15 protein-coding genes and 2 riboswitches are annotated in these 21,343 nt (G+C 45.5%); of the genes, 14 read left to right on the top strand and 1 reads right to left on the bottom strand.

The window, feature by feature from the left end; translation table 11 throughout:
* Positions 1-9: 9 nt before the first annotated feature.
* Positions 10-654: a DUF1638 domain-containing protein gene (locus Q7P33_RS07395; RefSeq protein WP_303868880.1), complete on the bottom strand. Its 645-nt coding sequence runs from the start codon at positions 652-654 to the stop codon at positions 10-12.
* A 121-nt stretch (positions 655-775) separates the two neighbouring features.
* Here Q7P33_RS07395 and Q7P33_RS07390 point away from each other — a divergent pair, with 121 nt between their 5' ends.
* The 14 genes from Q7P33_RS07390 (at position 776) to cobN (Q7P33_RS07325) (ending at position 21,248) form a co-directional block, all read left to right on the top strand.
* A complete protein-coding gene (locus Q7P33_RS07390) occupies positions 776-1,420 on the top strand; it encodes a 4'-phosphopantetheinyl transferase superfamily protein (RefSeq protein ID WP_303868878.1) in 645 nt (214 codons plus the stop codon).
* Between the two features lie 72 nt (positions 1,421-1,492).
* Positions 1,493-1,686: riboswitch (cobalamin riboswitch) on the top strand.
* Positions 1,687-1,800: 114 nt separating this feature from the next.
* Positions 1,801-2,568 carry a precorrin-6A reductase gene (gene cobK / locus Q7P33_RS07385; RefSeq protein WP_303868877.1) on the top strand — a complete coding sequence of 256 codons (768 nt, stop codon included), beginning with the start codon at positions 1,801-1,803 and terminating at the stop codon, positions 2,566-2,568.
* Positions 2,569-2,616: 48 nt separating this feature from the next.
* Positions 2,617-3,495: a cobalt ECF transporter T component CbiQ gene (gene cbiQ, locus Q7P33_RS07380; protein ID WP_303868875.1), complete on the top strand. Its 879-nt coding sequence runs from the start codon at positions 2,617-2,619 to the stop codon at positions 3,493-3,495.
* Between the two features lie 24 nt (positions 3,496-3,519).
* Complete coding sequence (locus Q7P33_RS07375) at positions 3,520-4,362, top strand: energy-coupling factor ABC transporter ATP-binding protein (RefSeq protein WP_303868873.1); 843 nt, start codon at positions 3,520-3,522, stop codon at positions 4,360-4,362.
* A gap of 130 nt (positions 4,363-4,492) precedes the next feature.
* Positions 4,493-5,257, top strand: a complete 765-nt coding sequence (locus Q7P33_RS07370) for an energy-coupling factor ABC transporter permease (RefSeq protein WP_303868871.1) — start codon at positions 4,493-4,495, stop codon at positions 5,255-5,257.
* On the top strand, positions 5,257-5,589 hold the full coding sequence (locus tag Q7P33_RS07365) for an energy-coupling factor ABC transporter substrate-binding protein (RefSeq protein WP_303868870.1): 333 nt from the start codon (positions 5,257-5,259) through the stop codon (positions 5,587-5,589). The genes Q7P33_RS07370 and Q7P33_RS07365 overlap by 1 nt, the downstream gene beginning before the upstream one ends.
* Positions 5,590-5,627: 38 nt before the next feature.
* Positions 5,628-5,828, top strand: a riboswitch (cobalamin riboswitch).
* A gap of 185 nt (positions 5,829-6,013) precedes the next feature.
* Positions 6,014-7,048 carry an iron ABC transporter permease gene (locus Q7P33_RS07360; RefSeq protein WP_303868868.1) on the top strand — a complete coding sequence of 345 codons (1,035 nt, stop codon included), beginning with the start codon at positions 6,014-6,016 and terminating at the stop codon, positions 7,046-7,048.
* A complete protein-coding gene (locus Q7P33_RS07355) occupies positions 7,045-8,256 on the top strand; it encodes an ABC transporter ATP-binding protein (protein WP_303868866.1) in 1,212 nt (403 codons plus the stop codon). The genes Q7P33_RS07360 and Q7P33_RS07355 overlap by 4 nt, the downstream gene beginning before the upstream one ends.
* A 1-nt stretch (position 8,257) precedes the next feature.
* The gene (locus Q7P33_RS07350) at positions 8,258-9,415 is read left to right on the top strand and encodes an adenosylcobinamide amidohydrolase (RefSeq protein WP_303868864.1); all 1,158 of its coding nucleotides are present in this window, start codon (positions 8,258-8,260) and stop codon (positions 9,413-9,415) included.
* Complete coding sequence (locus Q7P33_RS07345; protein ID WP_303868862.1) at positions 9,399-10,571, top strand: ABC transporter substrate-binding protein; 1,173 nt, start codon at positions 9,399-9,401, stop codon at positions 10,569-10,571. Before Q7P33_RS07350 ends, Q7P33_RS07345 begins: the two co-directional genes overlap by 17 nt.
* A gap of 10 nt (positions 10,572-10,581) precedes the next feature.
* The gene (gene cobN, locus Q7P33_RS07340; RefSeq protein ID WP_303868860.1) at positions 10,582-14,331 is read left to right on the top strand and encodes a cobaltochelatase subunit CobN; all 3,750 of its coding nucleotides are present in this window, start codon (positions 10,582-10,584) and stop codon (positions 14,329-14,331) included.
* A gap of 12 nt (positions 14,332-14,343) precedes the next feature.
* The gene (locus Q7P33_RS07335; RefSeq protein WP_303868859.1) at positions 14,344-16,269 is read left to right on the top strand and encodes a VWA domain-containing protein; all 1,926 of its coding nucleotides are present in this window, start codon (positions 14,344-14,346) and stop codon (positions 16,267-16,269) included.
* A 42-nt stretch (positions 16,270-16,311) separates the two neighbouring features.
* Positions 16,312-17,346 carry an ATP-binding protein gene (locus tag Q7P33_RS07330; protein ID WP_303868858.1) on the top strand — a complete coding sequence of 345 codons (1,035 nt, stop codon included), beginning with the start codon at positions 16,312-16,314 and terminating at the stop codon, positions 17,344-17,346.
* Positions 17,347-17,495: 149 nt separating this feature from the next.
* Positions 17,496-21,248 carry a cobaltochelatase subunit CobN gene (cobN, locus tag Q7P33_RS07325; protein ID WP_303868856.1) on the top strand — a complete coding sequence of 1,251 codons (3,753 nt, stop codon included), beginning with the start codon at positions 17,496-17,498 and terminating at the stop codon, positions 21,246-21,248.
* The last annotated feature ends 95 nt before the right edge of the window (positions 21,249-21,343 follow it).

The raw sequence follows: 21,343 nt of genomic DNA, 5'->3' as shown, positions 1-21,343 counted from the left end.
CACTACCTGCTATTTTCGGAACATTTCTTCAGTTACATACCCTTCCGGCGGAACGATTAGATAACGATCATCCATTACACCATTTAGCATATTTAAGAGCAGATGAATATCTCCATGTGTTTCTTGCAATTGTAATCCTAAACGTTCAGCAACGGTAGAACAATCATGGCGGACACGATCCTCTTCAATTCCAGTATTGACATACATAAGATAACGATAGTTTTTATACATGGTTTTAACTACCCGCAAAGCACGTTTTTCGCCATATTTTTCTTTAATACGGTCATATTCATAGCCAAGGTTTTCATTACCCCATAGCCAACCTTGCGATATAAAATAGGAAGTGCGGCGCATTTCGTTTACTTCAGGATTATGGTAAAGTAAAACTTCAATACAATCTTCAACTTTAGGAATAATAATGGGACACTGTCGAGCTTGAATGCCACAAATTGCCTGCCCACAATGGCCATATAAAAGATAAATCATATCAGCATCACGATGTTTATCGATGGCAGATTGGAGTTTTTTATGAAGTGCTTCGGGGATGTTATGAAGATGATCTTCTAACCAATCGAACTCAAAATCTGCTGATTTATCATAATATTTTTCGATTTCTTTGCGGATTACACTACACCCGATTACAATTTTTTTCATGCGTTAACCTCCGTTTTCTAACATTGGTCTGATTATATTGAAGAAGTATAGATGTGTCAATCTGCAAAAAATAACTTATTATTCGATGAAAGCGTCGAAATCGAATATAAATTTTGTTAAAATGAGGGTATTAAAGACGAACGAAGGGGAAATATTTGTGGTTTATTTATTTGATCAGCTAAAAGAATTTACCGAAGATATGTTTAGCCAGGGATTGGCCAGACTCCCGGCGGAACGACAGCAAAAGACGCTAACGTATCGACAGAAACTTGATCAAAAATTGTCGGTATTGGGCTACGTATTGTTGAGTTATGGTTTGAAAAATGAATACGGCATTTCGGAAAAGATTCAATTCAGTTATACCGCCAAGGGCAAGCCACTTTTAACTGATTATCCACAGATCCACTTTAATCTTAGCCATTGCAAAAATGGGGTGATCTGTGCCATCCATACCTGCGATGTCGGCGTCGATATTGAAGCCATATCAAGCTATGATGCCCAGCTGGCTGAATATGTCTGTAACGAGCATGAATTAAAACAGATTAATAAAAGCGATAACAAGGCCTTGGCCTTTACGAAAATCTGGACCAAAAAAGAAAGTTTAATGAAACAAAATGGGTTGGGTCTAAGAGATGATTTAAAAACAATTGACACCATCGATTCAGAAGCCGTCACATTGGTGGATCCTGATGAAGCGTATGTGTTTTCCATTGCCGGAATGTCATTGGCCGAGCTGGGTTTAAGAACGGAACGATTCAGGGCGTAAAATCGCGGGGATAAAAAATACGTGACAAAACCATTGAAATTTGATATAGTACTATTGCATTAAGAAAATATAAGAATTAAATAAGAAACAGGTGTCGGCTGTAATCAATGTATTATAAGCCGGTGAAAAGGGAAGATGGGTGAAAATCCCACGCGGTCCCGCCGCTGTAAGAGACGAGTTTCTCCAGGAATGCCACCAGATTTGGGAAGGCAGGAGGTAATGTTGACGCTCAAGCCAGAAGACCTGCCTGTTTGCATATCTCAAACTCTACGAGAGATGGAGGAGGTTTATTTTTGTGCGCATTTTTGCGACCTCATTGTCTTGTTTTGAGATAATGAGGTTTTTTTATGCAAAAATGTAAGTGGAAAGTGAAGAGTAAGATGTCAAAAGTACTAGTAATCGCCGGGACAACCGATGCCAAGACCGTCATAAAAAGACTATTAGAAAATAATCACGACACGGCAGTAACCGTTACGACCCGCCTGGGTGCCGGGATGCTGGATGAATTCAAGAACCTCGATATTTATCAGGGAAAACTTAATAAGGATTACATTACCCATTTGATCAGAACCCTGAAACCGGTTTGTTTAGTTGATGCTGCCAATCCGTTTTCCTCGGAGATCAGTCGAAATGCCATCAATGTCTGTCGCTTTGAAGCGCTGCCGTACATTCGTTACGAGCGGGAGCGGATTAGTTATGCAAATGATCCCGAGATTACCATTGTTAAGAACTATGGTGAAGCCTGTGATGTATTAAAAACCTACCAGGGCAATATTCTGTTGACCCTGGGCAGTAATAAGATTGAAGCGTTTAAAAAAATTCCCGATTTCTCCCGGCGGGTTTATCTACGGGTGTTGCCGGACTGGAAGGTTTTGAGCAAATGTGAAAACCTGGGATTCAGCCCCAAAAATATTATCGCCATCAAAGGGCCCTATAACGAAGCGCTGAATATGGAACTCTTTAAATACTGTCAGGCTGAGGTGCTGGTAACTAAAGAAAGTGGCAACATGGGTGGTGTCGTGGATAAGATCAACGCCGCAAAAAAGCTGGGAATGAAGATCATTCTTGTTGATCGCATCGAAGAGCAGTGCAGTAATAAGTTCAGCCAGGTTGATGAGGTGATTAAATGTATCGATACGCTTAATTAGCATTCGAAATGGACAGGAATCATACAAAATAAGAAAGGATGGGAGTAGATGGAAAACAGTTCAGCCAAGCGGCTTTGTTTTGCTCGAACGAACGAAAAAAGCAATAACAGCCATTATCCGAACAAACATCATCATCAAATCGGTCATAAACACGGAGAAGGATCGGCCATTGATTATTATGCCTATGCCTCAAAAATCAGAGGCTGGAACCCCAGCTTTAAAGTGGTCTTTTCAGTATTGACTCTGCTGCTTTGCATCGTGCTTAACAACCCGTTGGTATCCCTGGCAGTGATTGTCAGCATGGCTTATTTAACAGTTATCAAAGGTGGCTTGCCACTGAGGGCCTATCTGTCGGTGTTGCTGATTCCGATTACTTTTATCATTTTGGGCACTGTTGCCATCGGCATTGATTTTTCAAGCCAACCAATCGGTCCATTCAATTTCAGTCTCGGCTCTGGTTATCTGTATACGTCCGTTGCCAAGCTTAAGGAAATGGTGTTTCTGATGCTGAAAGTGTTTGGGGCCATCAGTGCGATGTTCATGATGACTCTATCGACTCCGTCTTCTGAAATTATCGAAGTGCTGCGAAAAGCCCATGTACCCAAGCTGATCATTGAATTGATGAATCTGATTTACCGCTATATTTTTATACTGCTGGACGTATTTAACACTATGCGCAATTCCGCCGATTCCCGCCAGGGTTATTGCGATTTTAAGACCTCCTGCGTGACCTTTGGCAGCGTCGCCAGCAATATGCTGGTGCTTTCCCTTAAAAAGGCCAATGCCTACTATACCGCCATGGAAGCCAGAGGCTATGAAGGGGAGCTTCTTTTTCTGGAGGATGAAAAACCGTTTCAGATCAATCAGGTGATTTACCCTGTCGGGTTTATTTTTTTTCTGCTGCTACTTTGGTATATTACAAAATAATGATTCAATTTGAAAGGTCAATCGATGAGAGAGCCAATACTTAAGGTCAATAATCTGCATTACAGTTATGGAACCGGTAACCCGGCCCTGAAAGGGATCAGTGTCAATATTTACAAAGGCGAGAAGATTGCTGTAATCGGATCCAACGGTTCCGGCAAATCGACATTTTTTCTCAATGCCAATGGTGTATTAAAAGCCGACCATGGCGAGATTTGCTATCAGGGTAGGGTTATTAATAAAAAAAACCTAAAGGAACTGCGAAAAAACATTGGTATTGTTTTTCAGGATGCCGATAACCAGATCATTGCTTCCACGGTGATGGCCGAGGTTGGTTTTGGTCCGATGAATTTAAAACTGCCCCGGGAAGAAGTGCTCCGCCGGGTCGATGAGGCCCTGACTTACATGAATATTCTCGATTTTAAGGATCGTCCACCCCACTATTTAAGCGGCGGTGAAAAAAAGCGGGTCACCATTGCGGATATCATTGCCATGAAATCCGAAGTGATTATCTTTGACGAACCCACCGCAGCCCTGGATCCTCTCAACGCCCAAATGTTGGAAGAGGTATTGGTCAAGCTGGGGCAAGAAGGCAAGACGATGCTGATCTCCACCCACGATGTCGACTTTGCCTACCGCTGGGCCGAGCGGGCGATTGTCTTTGATCGGGGCAGAATCATTGCCGACGGCACCCCGCTGGAGATTTTTAAAAACCGGGAAATTCTCAAACAGGCCAATCTGAAACGTCCGGCGATGCTGGATGTCTATGAAATGCTGGTTGAGAAAAAAATGATTAAGAACAATGACGATTATCCCACCAGTCCGGAGGAATTAAAGGTTTTGTTGGAAAAACAATTCACTTGTTCCTGAAGTAACAGGGTGATTTTTAGCAAATTAAGAAAAAAATGCGAAATAGATTAAGCCGGTTTTACAAGACTTAATATGAGCGCTCAACGGTCTTGTGAACCCTTAATAATAGATAAAAACAAGAGGAGGAACTATGAACACACATTTAAACACCAGAGAAAAAAGATTTATAGCAGTTGTGGCAGCCATTGCCCTGGTTTTCGGGTTTACCCCGGTAGCCAGTGCCATGCACATTATGGAAGGGTATCTGCCTGTTGGTTTCAGTATCGCATGGGGGGTGATCTGTATTCCGTTTTTAATTGCCGGTTACCTGTCAATTAAAAAAAACCTCAAAGAAAACCCTAAGACCATTACCCTGCTGGCCATGGCCGGGGCCTATGTTTTTGTGTTATCATCGTTAAAAATTCCATCGGTTACCGGCAGCTGTTCCCATATGACCGGAACTGGGCTGGGAGCAATTCTCTTTGGACCCGCACCGATGAGTATTTTAGGGATCATCGTGTTATTGTTTCAATCAACGTTGCTGGCTCATGGCGGGCTGACGACCTTGGGAGCCAATACTTTTTCAATGGCCATTGCCGGACCATTTGCAGCCTATGGTATTTACAAATTAGGCTTGAAACTGAAAATAAACAAACGTGTTGCGGTATTTTTGGCAGCGGCGCTGGGTGATTTTTTTACCTACCTGGTAACGAGTATTCAGCTGGCTATGGCTTATCCTTCAGAAAGTGGAGGTGTTGCAGCATCAGCCGTGAAGTTCCTGGCGGTGTTTGCTCCAACCCAGGTGCCACTGGCGATTATTGAAGGGATCCTGACTGTGGTTATCATCATTGGCCTGGAAACCTATGCGCAACCAGAACTTAGTGATTTAGGATATCTTACTGGAGGTGTGAAATAATGACAGCTACAAAAAAAACAGTGGTCGGACTACTATTTCTGGTCGCTTTAATGGTTCTTGTTCCGTTATTTGCATTAAGAGGTGCTGAATTTGGCGGGGCTGATAATGCCGGAAGTGTGGTTGTTTCTGAAATCCAAGGAGGAGACTACGAACCCTGGTTTACGCCAATTATGGAAACAGCACTGGGGGGCGAATTGCCGGGTGAATTAGAGAGTTTGTTTTTCTGCCTTCAAACCGGTATCGGGGTCGGCATTATTGCTTTTGTGATGGGACGTTTTGTCGAACGCAAGAAGCAGGAAGAAGACAAGACCGGCAAGAAAAAAGCGAAGTAGTTTGCCAGTTTAGCGGCAGCTTGTATTAAGCAACGAAAATTAAATAATTACGAACAGGTGTCGGCTGCAATCCTTTGTATTGCAGGGCCGATTAAAAGGGAAGAGGGGTGAAAATCCTCCGCGGTCCCGCCACTGTAAGAGACGAGTATCCTCCAAAAATGCCACTGTAGCCATATGGGAAGGCAGGAGAATATGTTGACGCTTGAGCCAGGAGACCTGCCTGTTTATGAAAAACTCTGCGAGAGACAGATATAGTTTTATTTGCGTGCGCATTTTTATGGGCTCATTGTCTTATTCAGAGATAATGGGTCTTTTTTTATGAAGATTTTTAAGCGCACAATAAACCGTCAGGGTAAGTGATCAATTAAAATGGAGGTTTCATAATGACAAAACAAGTTGCAAAAATTATGAATCAGAGGTGGTAATGGAAAGTATCAAAAACAGAAAAGCACGACAACTCAGTATCCTGGTATTGATTTTTGTGGCTATTGTGGTGGTCTCACTATACAGCATCAGCGTCGGCTCCATCAATATCAGTATTCCGGATATTCTATCCATTTTGTCTGGAAAAGCAGTAGCCGATGATACCTTTGGCCCGATTATTATGAATATCCGCCTGCCCAGAACGCTGGCGACCATCATGGGGGGAGCCTGTCTGGCATTATCCGGTTTGCTGCTGCAGATATTTTTTAAAAATCCCATCGTTGAGCCGTATATTTTAGGGGTCTCGTCCGGGGCAACCTTGTTTGTGGGGCTGGTACTATTGGGGGGATTCTCATTTGGTTTGAAGTCGCTTCCGCCGATGGGTTTGTTTGGTGGAGCTTTTCTGGGGGCCATGCTGGTCATGGTGGTGGTAGTTTTTGCTTCGCAAAAGGTCAAAAATATCACCACCCTGTTAATCATTGGGATGATGGCCGGGTTTATTTGCAATGCCTTTACCAGTATTCTTACGGCTTTTGCCGACAAAGAACAGCTGCATGGTTTTGTGATGTGGTCGATGGGCAGTTTCTCGGGATTCTCCTGGCCGCAGGTGCAGTTTTTATATGGTATCGGTTGTCCGATGATTATTTTGGCCTTTGTCCTCAGTAAACCGCTCAATGCCATGCTCTTTGGCGAAAATTATGCGATTTCAATGGGGCTCAGCATGAAAAAATTCCGGGTGGTTGTGATTCTGATTGCCAGTGTCCTGACGGCAACCATCACGGCTTTTGCCGGGCCCATTTCCTTTGTCGGTCTCGCTGTTCCCCATATGGTGCGAATCACTATGGGAACTTCCGATAATCGCATTTTGATTCCCGGGGTGATTTTGGCCGGGGCCCTGATGACCGGGGTTTGCGATCTCTGTGCGCGGATGATTCTTTCCCCCATTGAACTACCTCTGGGGGTTATTACGGCTTTAATCGGTGCGCCGATTGTTGTTTATTTACTCGTCCATAAAACGAAAGGAAATGAGCTATGAAACCAGTAATCTTCACTGAAAATTTGAACGTTGGTTATGATAAAAAGGTAGTTGTTGAACAAGTCAATATTTGTGCAAATCGGGGGGAGCTGATTTGCTTATTAGGTCCGAATGGATCGGGAAAATCAACCATTCTGCGGACCCTGACCGGGTTACAGCCGCCGGTAACCGGGCGGGTGGAAATCAACGGTATGGATATCGCCACTATCAAAAAAGCAGAGCTGGCTAAAAAAATGGCCATTGTTTTGACTGAACAGGTCTCGTTGGGACTACTGACCGTTTTTGAAATTGCTACGATGGGGCGATATCCGCATACCAATTTTCTGGGGAAATTATCAAAAGAGGATGAAAGCATCGTCGAAGAGGCTCTGGATCTGGTTGACGCCGGGAATCTGAGAAACCGTTATTATTTTGAACTTAGCGACGGCGAAAAACAAAAAGTCATGATTGCCCGGGCCCTGGTTCAGGAGCCGGAGCTGATTGTTCTGGACGAACCCACCAGTCATCTGGATGTCCGCCACAAGGTTGAGGTCGTCAGTATTTTAAGAAAGCTCTGTCTGGAAAAAGGGATTACTGTGGTCTTATCCCTCCATGATATTGATATTGCCATTAAAGGCTGCCAAAAGATTTTGTTAATTGAAAAGGGTAAGGTCAAAGCTCAGGGAACACCGGAAGAGATCATCAAAACCGGCACGATTCAGAATCTTTATTCAATTGAGGGGGCCAATTATAATGAGTTGCTGGGTTGTCTGGAATTCTGTTCGCCGGTGGTTCCAGAGGTTTTTATTACCGGGGGCAATGGTACTGGGACGGGTGTTTATCGGGCCGTATCCCGGGCCGGCTTTGGGATGTGCTGCGGTGTCCTGCACAGTAATGACATTGATTTACATGTAGCCAGAGCCCTTAATTGCGACATCATTGAAGAAGATTCCTTTAGCCGGATCAGTGAGAAGCATTATCAGGCTGCAACGGCTAAAATGGCTAAAATGCACTACGTGATCGACACCGGCTTTCCAGTGGGAAAAACCAATCAGCACAACCTCGATTTAATCATTGAGGCGATTAAAATGGGAAAAACCGTGTTTAGTTTATCAGAACAAAGCGAGTTGAGTAATCGCTTTGGCGAATGGTCGGAAAAAATAAGATGTTGTAAAAACCCGGCTGAGATTTTGCAAAGTATTCCCAATAAAACGGAAATCAGGTGCTGAGATGATGTTGGAAAAAACGGCTACCGGTGATTTCATTCACCGTTATCATCGATGTCTGGTGGGTCCCTTCTCGGGAAAACGAAAGGTGATGAGCACCGCCATGGAGCACGGCGGCTATCAGGAAAATCTAACGGCGGTCTTCAATCAGGATGTCAATCCCGGGCCGGGTCGCTTGTGCGAAAACATGGAAGCCGGTCAGCAGGAGAAAATGCAGGCCTTTATCCGGGAGGAGCTGGGGCTGGATCCCGGCACCGTGGCCCGGATGGCAACCATTGTGGACATGGAAAGTGCGGCCATCAAAAGCGAAACCTATGATATCCTGACTGTGACAGCCATTACCACCGCCAGTCTGGAAGTCAATGGCGGACGGATCGGTGAAAAGGCCACCAGTTATGAAAAAAATGGTGAATATGTCAATTTAAGACCAGGAACAATTAACAGCATGGTCTTTGTCAGTGGCAACATGAGCCCGGGCTGTATGGCCCGGGCTATGGTGACAGCAACCGAGGCCAAAACAGCCGCCTGTCAGGAGTTGATGGCCGGCAGTCTCTATTCCAGTGGCATTGCCACCGGATCGGGAACCGATAACCTGATGATTATTTGTGATAGCGAGTCACCAAATCGTTTGACCTATGCCGGCAAGCATGGCAAGCTGGGCGAATTGATTGGGCGACTGGTTCGGGATACGGTCAAAGAATCCCTCAATCAGCATATGGCTTTAAATCCGGTTACCCAGCATCGGCTCTTAGCGCGAATGAAACGCTATGGGGTTGCTGAGGGAAGCTTTTTTAAAAAATTCAATGAACTCAGTCAAGATGGGCAACGTGATTTCCCCAAATGGATCGATCGTCTCCATCGGCTGGATCAGGAGGATGAGCTGGTAACCATGACCTCTCTCTATGTCCATCTGCTGGATCAATTGGGCTGGGGCTTATTGTCCGGGCCGGAAGCCATCAATGGTGGGGCGATGATTCTTAAGCAGATTGCCGGGGTGCAGTCTATTAAGTTTGACCGATCAATTAAACAGGACGAATCAGACCAAGTGGTGATTCAAAAAATGGTGAGTTCTTTTGTGACGACCCTTGCAGAAATGGTCATGGCAAATGAAATAAATTTAGACTCAGAAGGAGAAAAGAGTAGTAATGAAAAGAAAGTTTAAACGGTTAGCGGTGATGGTAGTCACGGCGGTAATGGCAGTGACAACAATGGTGGGTCTGACCGGTTGTCAGTCGAGTGACAAGAGTTACAAAAGTGAGGATGGTAATACCATCAAGCTGCAGTATGCCAAGAATTTTAACATCGAATATCTGGATAATAATAACAAGATTGTTACCGATGGCGAAGGCAAACAAATGCTGCTGCTGCAAAAAGGTCAGGAGGCCCCAGAGGAATACAAGGACCTGCCAGCCATTACCATTCCCATTGATCAGGCGATTTATACCAGTACCACTCAGGTTGGTTATTTACGGGCCTTTGATGATGAAAGCTTGTTTGACAGTATTGTCGGAGTCCGTTTAAAAGCCGAAGAATGGGATTTTGATGCCATGAAAAACCGGATGCTGGAGGGCAAGATCAAGGATATCGGATCCAATTCGGCAACCAGCAACAGCTATGATTATGAGGTCATTCAGTCATTGAACCCGAAGATTGTCTTTACCTCAACCGGCATGGGCAGCGAACAGCAAAAACTGATGGAAATGCTGACCCAGAATAATATTCCCTATCTATTTGACGCCTCCAGTACTGAAGCGGATTACCGCGGAACCATGGAATGGATGAAATACTATTCGGCTTTTTATAATCTGGAAAAAGAAGCCACCGAATATTATGATGCGGCAATGAAGCGGATTGATGAAATGAAAGCCAAGGTGGAAACGGCTGAAAAACCCAAGGTGGCCTGGGCCATTGTTTCATCCGGTAAAATTTATGTCCAGAATGCCGGATCAAAAGCCGCCCAAATGGTGCGTGATGCCGGCGGTGAGTATTTGTTTGATGACATTGGCGTCGGGAAAGATGGCGTTACGGTACTGACTCCGGAAGAATTCTACAGCCGGGTTTCCAAAGCCGATTATTATATTAATTCGGGAATGCCCAAATATGGATCGGATATTAAATCAATTACCGATCAGGTGCCGGTGGTAGCCGATCTGCCGATCTACAGCAGTGGCAATGTCTGGCAGATTACTGACAATTTCTGGTTAAGTTATCATACCATCGATCAGAAATATCTTGATCTGGCAGCTATTTTCCATTCGGATCTTTACCCGGATTATGAGGTCACCCAGTTTGTGCAAATGCCGGCTGTAGCCAAATAAGGACTAAAAAATGATGAATTTAGTGATTATTATGACCAGTATGGAGCCTTTCCTGACTTTCAGGGAGGCTCTGGTCAATTTAGACAGACAGTATCCTGGTAAGTTTAAGGTGGCCTTGTTTAATACCACCGAGCTGGAAAATAAAGAAGTTTATGACCAGTGCCTTGAGGCGTCCGAACAGGCTGATTTTATCTTTATGAATCTGCATGGTTCGCTGTCTTTTTTCAAACCGTTTAATGCTTATTTCAATCAGTTTAAAAAGAAGAAACCCTTTTTTATTAATACCACCATTGAAGAAGAGGTTGGCGAGGTGTTTCCGGATTGCGGCATTATTCCGGATGATTTCAGGACGATTTATAAATATTTTAAATCGACTAGTGCGGGAAATTTTGAAAATCTGATCAAATGGCTGGCCAATCAGTTTACCGGCGGTGCATACCCGGTTGCTGCACCGGTACTGCCAAAATGGAGTGGGATTTATGACCCGGATATGGATACTGCTGATGAGGCGGCATATTTAGCCGAACTCCGAAATAATGGTCAATTTACCATCGGGATAATTATCAATGTATTGCTGATCCAAAAGGATAATCTGGCCCACATTGATGCCCTGATTCGTGAAATCAGAAGCCAGGGTCTTAATCCCCTGTGTGTGTATTCCGATATGCTGCCCGATCCCGATCTGGGATGTGAAGGTATCCGTAATGTGCTGGAACGGTGCATGATTCAGGAGGGTCAGGTGATTGTCGATGCCATCATCAATACCACCGCCTTCAGTCTGACGATTCTTTCCGATCCCGGGGATGGCTCAAAGCCCAAAGACACCAGTATTTTTGAACTGTTCAAGGTGCCGGTTTTGCAATCGATGACGACGCTGCAGTCATTTGCCGACTGGGATGAGTCGGTTCGGGGTCTGGATCCCCTGTCACTCAGTTTCTGCGTATTTCAGCCGGAGTTTGACGGTCAGGTGATTGCCTATCCCTTTGCCACCACGGAAAATGAAGATACTCCCCTCGGGTCAAAACGGGTTTCAAAACCGATTGCCGAACGGGTTAACCGGATTGTCACCCTGGCCAATAATTGGGCCAGATTGCGGCATAAGGATAATTCGGAAAAGAAGGTGGCGATTATTCTGCATAATAATCCCCCCCGAAATGATAACATCGGCGGCGCCGCCGGACTGGACACGCCAGTTTCGGTTTATGAGATGATGAATGCGCTGGAGGAGCGTGGTATCTTCACCGCCTATCATTTTGAAGATGGCAAAGAAATCATCGACCGGATTACCAGTGGCTTGACCAATGATGGACGCTGGTCTTCGCCGGAAGCGATGCTTGAAAAAAGCATCGACACGGTTAAAAAAGAGCAGTATCAGCAGTGGTTTGACCACTTTATTCCCCGGATCCAGGATAATCTGGTGAAATATTGGGATCAGCCAGTGGGGGACTTTATGGCGGTGGAGAATCAGTTGCTGGTTCCCGGGATTCTAAACGGTAATGTTTTTATCGGGCTGCAGCCCCCCCGGGCCTTTGAAGACAAGGCTGAAGAAATGTACCACAGCACGGACATACCCTGTCCCCATCAGTACATTGGGGTTTACAACTGGGTTGAAAAAATCTTTGAAGCCGATGTGATTATTCACGTCGGTACCCATGGCACCATCGAATGGCTACCCGGTAAAGAGGTGGGCCTGTCCAAAAACTGTTACAGCGATATCTGCATTGGTACCATCCCCCATCTCTATTCCTATATCATTAACGCTCCCGGGGAAGGCACCCAAGCCAAGCGACGTACCTATGCCACCCTTTTAGATTATATGGTAGCATCGATGTTTGAAGCCGGCGTTTATGATGAACTGGCAGAGATGGATGAGTTGATGAAACAGTATTATCATATTCAAAGTGCCGATCCCAAAAAACTGCCGATTATTGAAAAGGAGATTAAGGAACTGGCCGTAAAAATGAATCTGCATGATGATCTCGATATTTCTGAAGCTGAGATGGAAGCGGATATTGATGGCTGTATTCATGAGTTCCATTCCTGGGTCACCAAGGTTCAGGCCTGTGACGTCTATGACGGTTTTCATATCTTTGGCAAGGTTCCGGAGGGGGATAAATACCGCAACATGCTAAAAATGCTGGTCAGAAACCGCAATGGCAACATCCCCTCGCTGCGGGATGGGGTCTGTGATCTGCTGGGTTATGACCATGAAGTCCTGCTGGCTGAACCGGATAAAGCCACCAGTGATGGAAAATCCTATGGGATTTTGCTGCTTGAAGCGGATCAACTGGGCCGCGAAATTTTTTGCGAACTGGAAGCCAGTGGTTTCGACGCTCAGGTAATTCCCGATATTATTGACAAGTTCCAGACTAAGCCGCAGACTTCAAGCCGACGCTTAAGAGAGACATTGGAATACGTCTGCACCTTTATTAAACCACGGGTGGAGAAAATAACCGATGAGATGACGCATTTTATCGATGGGATTGAAGGCCGCTTTATTCCGCCGGGACCATCGGGCGCGCCGACCCGGGGAAATGCCGGAATCCTGCCGACGGGCCGCAATTTCTATTCGGTTGACCCCGGTGCGATGCCCTCCCGACCCTCCTGGGAAATCGGCCAGGTACTTGGCAATCAGTTAATGGAGCGCTATCAGCAGGATGAAGGGAAATATCCGGAGAGCGTCTCAATGCTGGTCTATGCCACCGAATCGATGCGCACCTATGGCGATGACATCTCTGAAACCTTTTATCTGTTGGGAACCCGGCCCGTCTGGCTGGGCAATACCGACCGGGTGATTGGGGTTGAAGCGATTCCTTTGGAAGAACTGGGACGACCTCGAATCGATGTGACCCTGCGAATCACCGGGCTTTTCCGGGATGCCTTTCCCAATCTGATCGAACGGGTGGAAGACGCCGTTAATCTGGTGGCCGCCCTGGATGAACCGGATGAGATGAACTATATCCGCAAGCATGTCAGAGAAGAGGTGGCCGAACTGGTTAGCCAGGGGATCTCTCTGGAGCAGGCCGAGCGCCAGTCATTGCTTAGGGTCTTTGGTGATCCGCCGGGAGCCTATGGGGCCGGTACCAAAAACGTCGTTGAAAGTCAAAAGTGGAATGACGTCACCGATCTGGGAACCGTCTACACCACTTGGGGGTGTCACGCCTATGGGAAAGATGTTCACGGCGAAAAAATGCCGGAGGTCTTTACCCGACGCTTCAGCAAGATTAATGTGGCGGTGAAGAACGAATCGACCCGGGAAGTGGATATGCTCGACAGCGATGATTTCTATAATTATTTTGGCGGTATGGTCGCAGCCATTACCACCCATAGCGGTTCCCAGAAGCCGGCCTATGTGCCCAGCACCTCGGATACCGATCATATCGAAACCCTGAGTCTCCATGAAGAAGCCTCCCGGGTGATGCGAACCCGGGTTAATAATCCCAAATGGATCGAGGGCTTAAAAAACCACGGTTATCGGGGGGCCAAACAAATTTCGGCCATGGTTGATATTACCTTTGGCTGGGATGCCACCACCAATGTCATCGATGACTGGATGTATGATGCCATTGCCAACCGTTATGCTTTCGATAAAGAAACCACGGACTGGATGAAAGAAGTCAATCCCTGGGCCTTGCAGAACGTGGCTGAGCGGCTCTTGGAAGCCAATCAGCGGGGCATGTGGCATGCTTCCGAAGAAAGTGTGGAGAAGCTGAAAAAAATCTACCTCGAAATGGAAGGTAATCTAGAATCACTTGGTTAAGAGGAGTTGCAAATGATAAATAATACAGTTTTTCCTTTTGTGGCCGTTGTGGGACAGGAGGAAATAAAAAACGCTTTAATATGGAATGTAATCAATCCTCAAATCGGCGGCGTGTTGATTAGTGGTGAAAAAGGCACGGCGAAATCGTCGTTAGCCAGAGGGGTCTGCAAATTGACCGTTGACACCGAACTGGTTGAGTTGCCGCTGAACACGACTGAAGATCGACTACTTGGTAACGTTGATTTTGAACATGCCATCAGATTTGGAGAACGACGCTTTGAAGCTGGGATTCTTAAAAAAGCCGATGGTAATTTATTATATGTGGATGAGGTCAATCTTTTAAGTGACCACTTGGTCAAATCACTGTTGGAAGCGGCTTCATCCGGTGAAAATATCATCGAAAGGGAAGGCATGTCCTATCGACATGCCTCGAACTTTGTTCTGGTCGGTAGTATGAATCCAGAAGAGGGCGGCTTGCGGCCGCAGTTTCTTGATCGGTTCGGTCTGTATGTTGAAGTAAAGGGGGAGGTTGATACCCGGGTTCGGGCTGAAATTGTCCGGCGTCGGATTGACTATGAACGGAATCCGCTTGCTTTTGAACAAAAATGGCAGGATCAGATTGTCGAAATGAGCAATCGGATTGAACGGGCCAGAGAGGATCTGAGTAAGGTTGTTGTGTCTGATAATGCCATGCAGCTGGCCGCCTCGGTGGTGGATGAAGCCAATTGTGCCGGTCATCGGGCAGAACTGGTGATCATCGAAACAGCGAAAGCCATTGCGGCGATGGATGGTAGAAAAATGCTGAACATCAACGATATTAAAGAAGCGGCTAAATATGCGCTGCCGCACCGGATTCGTGACGTTTATGATCAGCCGGAAGCTCCGCCACCGCCCCCCGAACCGGAAGAATCAGAAGAGCAGCAAGAACAGGAACAAAACGAATCTGGGAATGACCCAGAAGACCGATCAGAACAGGCGGATGATCAGGTAGATGAAGCGGAAGAAAACCCGGAACAGGAGTCGGATTCTGAAATGCCGGAAGATCCCGCAGATGACCAAACTGAGGCGGATGATGACTTTTTTCAGGGCGGAGAAGAAACCCTGGATGCACCGGAGCAGATTTTTCAAATTGCCCGGTGGATGTCACAAACAGATAAAGGTACCATTTCAAAAGGAAGTGGAAAACGCAGCCTGATGGTAACCTCATCGCTCCAGGGACGTTATGTCAGAAACCGTTGTCCGGTCAAAGGCGAAATCAGGGATATTGCCATTGATGCGACGCTGCGAACCGCCGCCCCCTATCAACGCTACCGCGAAAAAAATGACATGGCCATAGCGATTAATCAGTCGGATATCCGGGTCAAGATCCGGGAAAAAAGAACTGGGAATACTATTATTTTTGTCGTTGATGCCAGCGGCTCCATGGGTGCCAACAAAAGGATGAAGGCTGTTAAAGGAGCCGCTATCTCGATGCTTAATGATGCCTATCAGAAACGTGATAAGGTGGGGATGATCGTTTTTAAAAATCATTCCGCTGAACTGGTTTTGGGAGTCACCCGCAGTGTCGAATTGGCAGAAAAGAAACTGACAGCGTTGCCGACCGGCGGAAGAACACCTCTGGCAGCTGGCCTAAACATGGCCGTCGAAGTGGTGAAAGCAGGAAAAATCAAGGATAAGGATATGTTGCCGGTGATTGTGCTGATTTCCGATGGTCGGGCGACATACAGCGATCAGGGGAAAGACGCCTTTGAGGAAGCGCTGAAAGCAGCTGGTCGAATTCGGGCAGAAAAGATCAAGACTATTGTCATTGATACCGATCAGAGTTTTATAAAACTTAATCTGGCCGAAAAATTGGCAGTTCAGATGGATGCTGACCGTTATCAGATTGAAGAACTTCAGGCCAATAGTCTGATGACTGCCGTATCATTATCGCTTTGATGTGATTAGATACAAAATTATAGAATAAGAAAAGGAAAAACAATGAAAAAGAATATCAAAATTTACCCATTTACAGCCATCGTTGGTCAGGAAAAGATGAAGCTGGCACTGATTCTCAATGTTATTAATCCTTCACTGGGTGGGGTGTTGATCAGAGGCGAAAAGGGAACCGCCAAGTCAACGGCCGTACGAGCCTTGGCAGATCTGCTGCCGGAACGGGATCAGGTTGAAGCCTGTAAATTTTCATGTGATCCGTTAAATACGGATCAGGCTTGTTCTGAGTGCCTGGAAAAAATTAAAAATGATCAATTCAAGACGGTTCAAACAAAAATGAAGGTGATTGATTTACCGGTGAGTGCTACCGAGGATCGCGTTGTCGGGACGCTGGATATCGAACATGCGATTAAAAAAGGGGAAAAACGCTTTGAAGCCGGTATTCTGGCTCAGGCCAACCGGAATATTCTTTATGTTGATGAAGTGAATCTGCTGGACGATCATGTGGTTGATATTCTCCTGGATTCGGCTGCCATGGGAGTGAATACCATTGAACGGGAAGGCATTTCATATACACATCCCGCTAAGTTTACCCTGGTCGGAACCATGAACCCCGAAGAAGGAGATTTACGTCCCCAGCTCTTGGATCGTTTTGGCTTGGTGGTTGATGTTTTGGGTGAAGGGGATATTGGTCAACGCGTGGAAGTTATTAAAAGAAGGCTAGATTTCGAAAAAGAATCAGACGTTTTTCATCAGGGATTTAATCAGGAACAGACAACTTTGGCGGATACGATTCAAAAAGCCGTTGAATTTCTGCCAGATGTAAGCTTTGATGATCAGTTACTCGAAATCATTGCCAAGATATCGACGGCCCTGGGGGTGGATGGTCATCGCGCCGATATCGTTATGATGAAGACGGCAATGACCATTGCTGCTTATCATGGTAGAGCGGAAGTGACCAAAGAAGATGTCAAAGAGGCGGCGGGATATGTGCTGCCCCATCGGATGCGTAAACGACCGTTTGACGATTCTCAATTCAATCAAAGTAGTATTGAAGAAATCGTGAATGAATTGGTTGGTTAGCTAGTAATCAGTATAAAATTGAAAAATAAGAGCACGCTATAATATATGTTGCTAGCAAGAGAGCGTGTTTTTTGACATCAGAAACCGATGCGTTTGTTGATAAAAAAGATGAACGCATGTCTGATGGAACTTGTGAAGGAGGAACAGTAATGTATCGAATTGTTTTTATCTGTTCACCGATGGATCATTCTTATCATATTAAGGATGCGGCACAACAATTGAAACAAGAAACAGCCGCTATTTCAGTTGATTTTCTGGATAGCAGCAGAATGGATTACTCAACAGAAGAAAAACTATTGGCCATTGAAAAGCTGGAAAAGGCCGATTTTGTTTTTGTTTTTATGCATGGTGGCCTGACTCAATTTAAATCTTATGCTACGATAATGGAGACATTTGAGAATAAAAAACGATTTTTCGTTTGGTCGGGTTATGATGAGGAAAACCGGCTGGCATTAAAAAAATCTGGTATTTCACCGATGGAATATGAAGCGATTCAGCATTATGTCATGGATCATTGTACCTTTAATGCGATGAACCTAATGAAATACTTAGGTGTCTATTATGGAAATTTGAAACTTGAATATTTGGCGCCAGCTCATGCCCAGTGGGAGGGTATTTATTATCCGGGTAAAGAATTAAGCATTGAGAAAGGGCTTCAGAAAGCCAAAGAAAGCGGCAAACCGGTGATCGGCATTCTGCTTTATAGCCGCTTGATGCAAGAAAATAATTTCGAACATATTGCCGCATTGATTGCCGAAATTGAAAAGCAGGGAGCATACCCACTGGCGGTCTATTCGGCATCGGCACCGGATCCGACCATCGGCTGCCGGGGCTTTCATTGGGTTGTGGATCATGTGTTTACAACGGATGGTAAGCGGAATGTCGATGTCATTATTAATACCATGAGTCACTCCCAGAGTATCCTCTCAGATCCGGGAGACGGCTCGCAGACGGTTGCAAGAAGCATTTACGAAAGCATCGATGTCCCGGTGATTAAGGGGCTCACTACCTATCAGAGCTACCAAGACTGGCAGGAGAATCTTCGAGGGATTGATAATATGTCTTTTCCCGGAAGTGTTTATTATCCCGAATTTGACGGACAGATCATCAGTTTTACCTTTGCATACTCTACGATCATTCGGGATGATATCGGTGAAAAGACAATTAATCAACCGATTCCGGATCGTGTAACAAGTCTTTGTGAACTGGCCATTAACTGGGCGAAGTTGTCACACAAGGATAATAAGGACAAAAAAGTTGCCATTCTCTTTCACAATATGCCGCCGCGAAATGATATGATTGGTTGTGCCTTTGGGCTGGATACGCCCCAAAGTGTTTTTGATATGGTCAAGGCCCTCAAAGATAATGGGATTACAACGGCCTATGATTTTGAAAATGGGGATGAAATCATTCAGAATATTATTAATGGAGTCAGTAATGATACCCGGTGGTTGTCGGCAGAACAGGCGATTGGGCGAAGTATTGCGATCATCGAAAAGAATGAATATGATCAATGGTTCGAGCCGCTGGAAGAAAAAAGCCGTCAGCAAATGATCCGTGACTGGGGAGAGCCCCCGGGAGAAAATATGGTGCATCAGGGCAGAATGCCCGTACCGGGTATTCTTAATGGGAATATTTTTATTGGACTGCAACCGGCCAGAGGCTACGAAGATAAAGCCGATGAGGTCTATCACAGTACGGATATTGTGCCGCCCCATCAGTACATCGCCTTTTATAAATGGATCAAGTATGGGTTTCAGGCGGATGTGATTATTCATGTGGGGACGCACGGGACCCTGGAATGGCTGCCGGGAAAAGAAATCGGTTTGTCATCTGCCTGTTATCCCGATATTGCCATTTCTGATATTCCTCATCTTTATCCTTACAGTATCACGGTTGAAGGGGAAGGAATTCAGGCGAAAAGGCGCTCGTATGCAGTGATTCTGGATCATTTAATTCCATCATTGACCTTAAGTGGATCTTATGATGAAATGGAAGAACTGGATGATCTGATTAAGCAGTATTATCAGGCCCGAAGTACCGATACCGGCAAGATGAGTTTTGTCCAGGAAAATATTGAAAAAATTGTCATTGACGGCGACTATTTAAAAGATTTAAATCTGACTACAGCAGCGATGCAATCGGATTTTTCGGGATTTGTTGAAAAGTTACATAGCTGGGTTGAAGAAATCAAGAATACTTTGATCAAAGATGGCCTTCATGTTTTTGGCAAGGCACCGATTGAAGAAAAGCGTCATCAGTTGGTTTGCGCATTGTTGCGTTTGTCCAATGGGAAGGTACCGTCATTGACCCAGGCTACCTGTCGGGCCAAAGGCTATGACTATGAGATCCTGAAAAACGAACCGCAGGCAGTCGATCAGCAGGGAATCACCAATTTGATGAAATTCAATGAAATTGAAGCGATTAGCCGGAAGCTGGTGACGGATTATTTCAGTAATCAGCTGGAACCGACGTTTGTTTGGGAAAAAGCGAGCGACTATTTTGGAAAAGCGGAATTGTCTGATCTTGATGATCTGGTGACGGTATTCCGATTCATTAAAAATACCGTTGTGCCAAAACTGGATGCAACGACCGATGAGATGAAATATCTGGTAAATGGCGTGGATGGGAAATTCGTTCCGCCTGGGGGGTCGGGCGCACCGACAAGGGGTCGGGTCAGTATTTTACCGACCGGTCGGAATTTTTATGCCATTGATCCCTCAGCAGTACCGACCCGGGCCGCCTGGGAAGTCGGTAAGCAGCTGGGACAGAAAATGATTGACCGCTATATTAAGGATGAAAACAAATTTCCGGAAACAATGGTCATTGTTGTTTATGCCGGCGAAACCATGAAAACATCTGGCGATGATATTGCCGAGATTTATTACCTATTGGGCGTTAAACCAAAATGGCTGGAAAATTCGGACAAGGTGATTGGACTGGAAGTGATTCCGATGGAAGAATTGGGTCGGCCACGGGTTGATGTAACATTGCGAATTTCCGGTCTTTTTAGGGATACATTCCCGAATCTGATTGAATCGGTCGAAGCAGCGGTTAATATGGTGGCCTGTCTGGATGAAGCGGATCAGGACAATTTTATCAAAAGGAATTTTCAAAATGAAGTGCGGGAACTGATTAAAAACGGGGCCAGTCTTGAAATGGCTCAGGAAGAAGCCGGGGTGCGAATTTTCAGTGATCCGCCGGGAACCTATGGAGCCGGTGTCACCCAGCTGATTAACAGTAAAAACTGGGAGAGCTATAGCGATCTGGGTAATATTTATACTTTCTGGGGCGGTCACGCTTATGGTAAAAATGTGCACGGGAAACGTGTGACTGAAGTGTTTACCAGGCGTCTATCGATGGCTCAGATTACGGTCAAAAACGAATCTTCGATGGAAATTGATATGCTGGAAAGTGATGATTTCTATAATTATCATGGGGGATTGATTGCTGCGGTACGAACTGCATCGGGTGAAAAACCCCATTCCTATTGTGGGGATACCAGTGATCCATCCCGGGTGGGTTTAAATAACGTCAAAGAGCAGACCGCTAAAATTATGCGCGCCCGGATTTTAAATCCGAAATGGTTTGACGGTTTGAAAGAACATGGTTATAAAGGGGCCCAGGAGATCTCGGGAATGGTTGATTTCATTTTTGGCTGGGATGCCACATCCGATATTGTTGAAGATTGGATGTATGAGAAAATCAGTGAAAATTTTCTCTTTAACGATGAACGACGAGAATGGATCAAGGACGTCAATCCCTGGGCTATTCAAAATATGACCGAGCGTCTGCTGGAAGCCGCACAACGGGGCATGTGGGAAGCCAAAGCCGAAAGTCTGGAAAAGCTTCGCGCCATGTATATGGATATTGAGGGTGACATTGAAGGATTTAGTGAATGAGAAAGGGGGTAAAAGTTGATTCAATAATACCAAGAAATTTCTAAAAAGGTGGCCGGAACAGAAATTTTGTTTCGGCCTGGAGTGATTGAGGAGGA

Origin of the sequence: Acetobacterium wieringae, from assembly GCF_026646375.1 — a bacterium.
GTDB lineage: Bacteria > Bacillota > Clostridia > Eubacteriales > Eubacteriaceae > Acetobacterium > Acetobacterium wieringae_A.
Note: the sequence above shows the minus strand (reverse complement) of the source record. Positions and strands in the feature narration are given on the sequence as shown.

Bases quoted from the DNA above. Each gene is read 5' to 3' on its own strand.
- cbiQ (WP_303868875.1), top strand. From the start codon at position 2,617: ATGGAAAACAGTTCAGCCAAGCGGCTTTGTTTTGCTCGAACGAACGAA.
- Q7P33_RS07350 (WP_303868864.1), top strand. From the start codon at position 8,258: ATGATGTTGGAAAAAACGGCTACCGGTGATTTCATTCACCGTTATCAT.
- Q7P33_RS07370 (WP_303868871.1), top strand. From the start codon at position 4,493: ATGAACACACATTTAAACACCAGAGAAAAAAGATTTATAGCAGTTGTG.
- Q7P33_RS07390 (WP_303868878.1), top strand. From the start codon at position 776: ATGAGGGTATTAAAGACGAACGAAGGGGAAATATTTGTGGTTTATTTA.
- Q7P33_RS07395 (WP_303868880.1), bottom strand. From the start codon at position 654: ATGAAAAAAATTGTAATCGGGTGTAGTGTAATCCGCAAAGAAATCGAA.
- cobN (WP_303868860.1), top strand. From the start codon at position 10,582: ATGATGAATTTAGTGATTATTATGACCAGTATGGAGCCTTTCCTGACT.
- cobK (WP_303868877.1), top strand. From the start codon at position 1,801: ATGTCAAAAGTACTAGTAATCGCCGGGACAACCGATGCCAAGACCGTC.
- cobN (WP_303868856.1), top strand. From the start codon at position 17,496: ATGTATCGAATTGTTTTTATCTGTTCACCGATGGATCATTCTTATCAT.
- Q7P33_RS07355 (WP_303868866.1), top strand. From the start codon at position 7,045: ATGAAACCAGTAATCTTCACTGAAAATTTGAACGTTGGTTATGATAAA.
- Q7P33_RS07365 (WP_303868870.1), top strand. From the start codon at position 5,257: ATGACAGCTACAAAAAAAACAGTGGTCGGACTACTATTTCTGGTCGCT.
- Q7P33_RS07375 (WP_303868873.1), top strand. From the start codon at position 3,520: ATGAGAGAGCCAATACTTAAGGTCAATAATCTGCATTACAGTTATGGA.
- Q7P33_RS07360 (WP_303868868.1), top strand. From the start codon at position 6,014: ATGGAAAGTATCAAAAACAGAAAAGCACGACAACTCAGTATCCTGGTA.
- Q7P33_RS07330 (WP_303868858.1), top strand. From the start codon at position 16,312: ATGAAAAAGAATATCAAAATTTACCCATTTACAGCCATCGTTGGTCAG.
- Q7P33_RS07335 (WP_303868859.1), top strand. From the start codon at position 14,344: ATGATAAATAATACAGTTTTTCCTTTTGTGGCCGTTGTGGGACAGGAG.
- Q7P33_RS07345 (WP_303868862.1), top strand. From the start codon at position 9,399: ATGAAAAGAAAGTTTAAACGGTTAGCGGTGATGGTAGTCACGGCGGTA.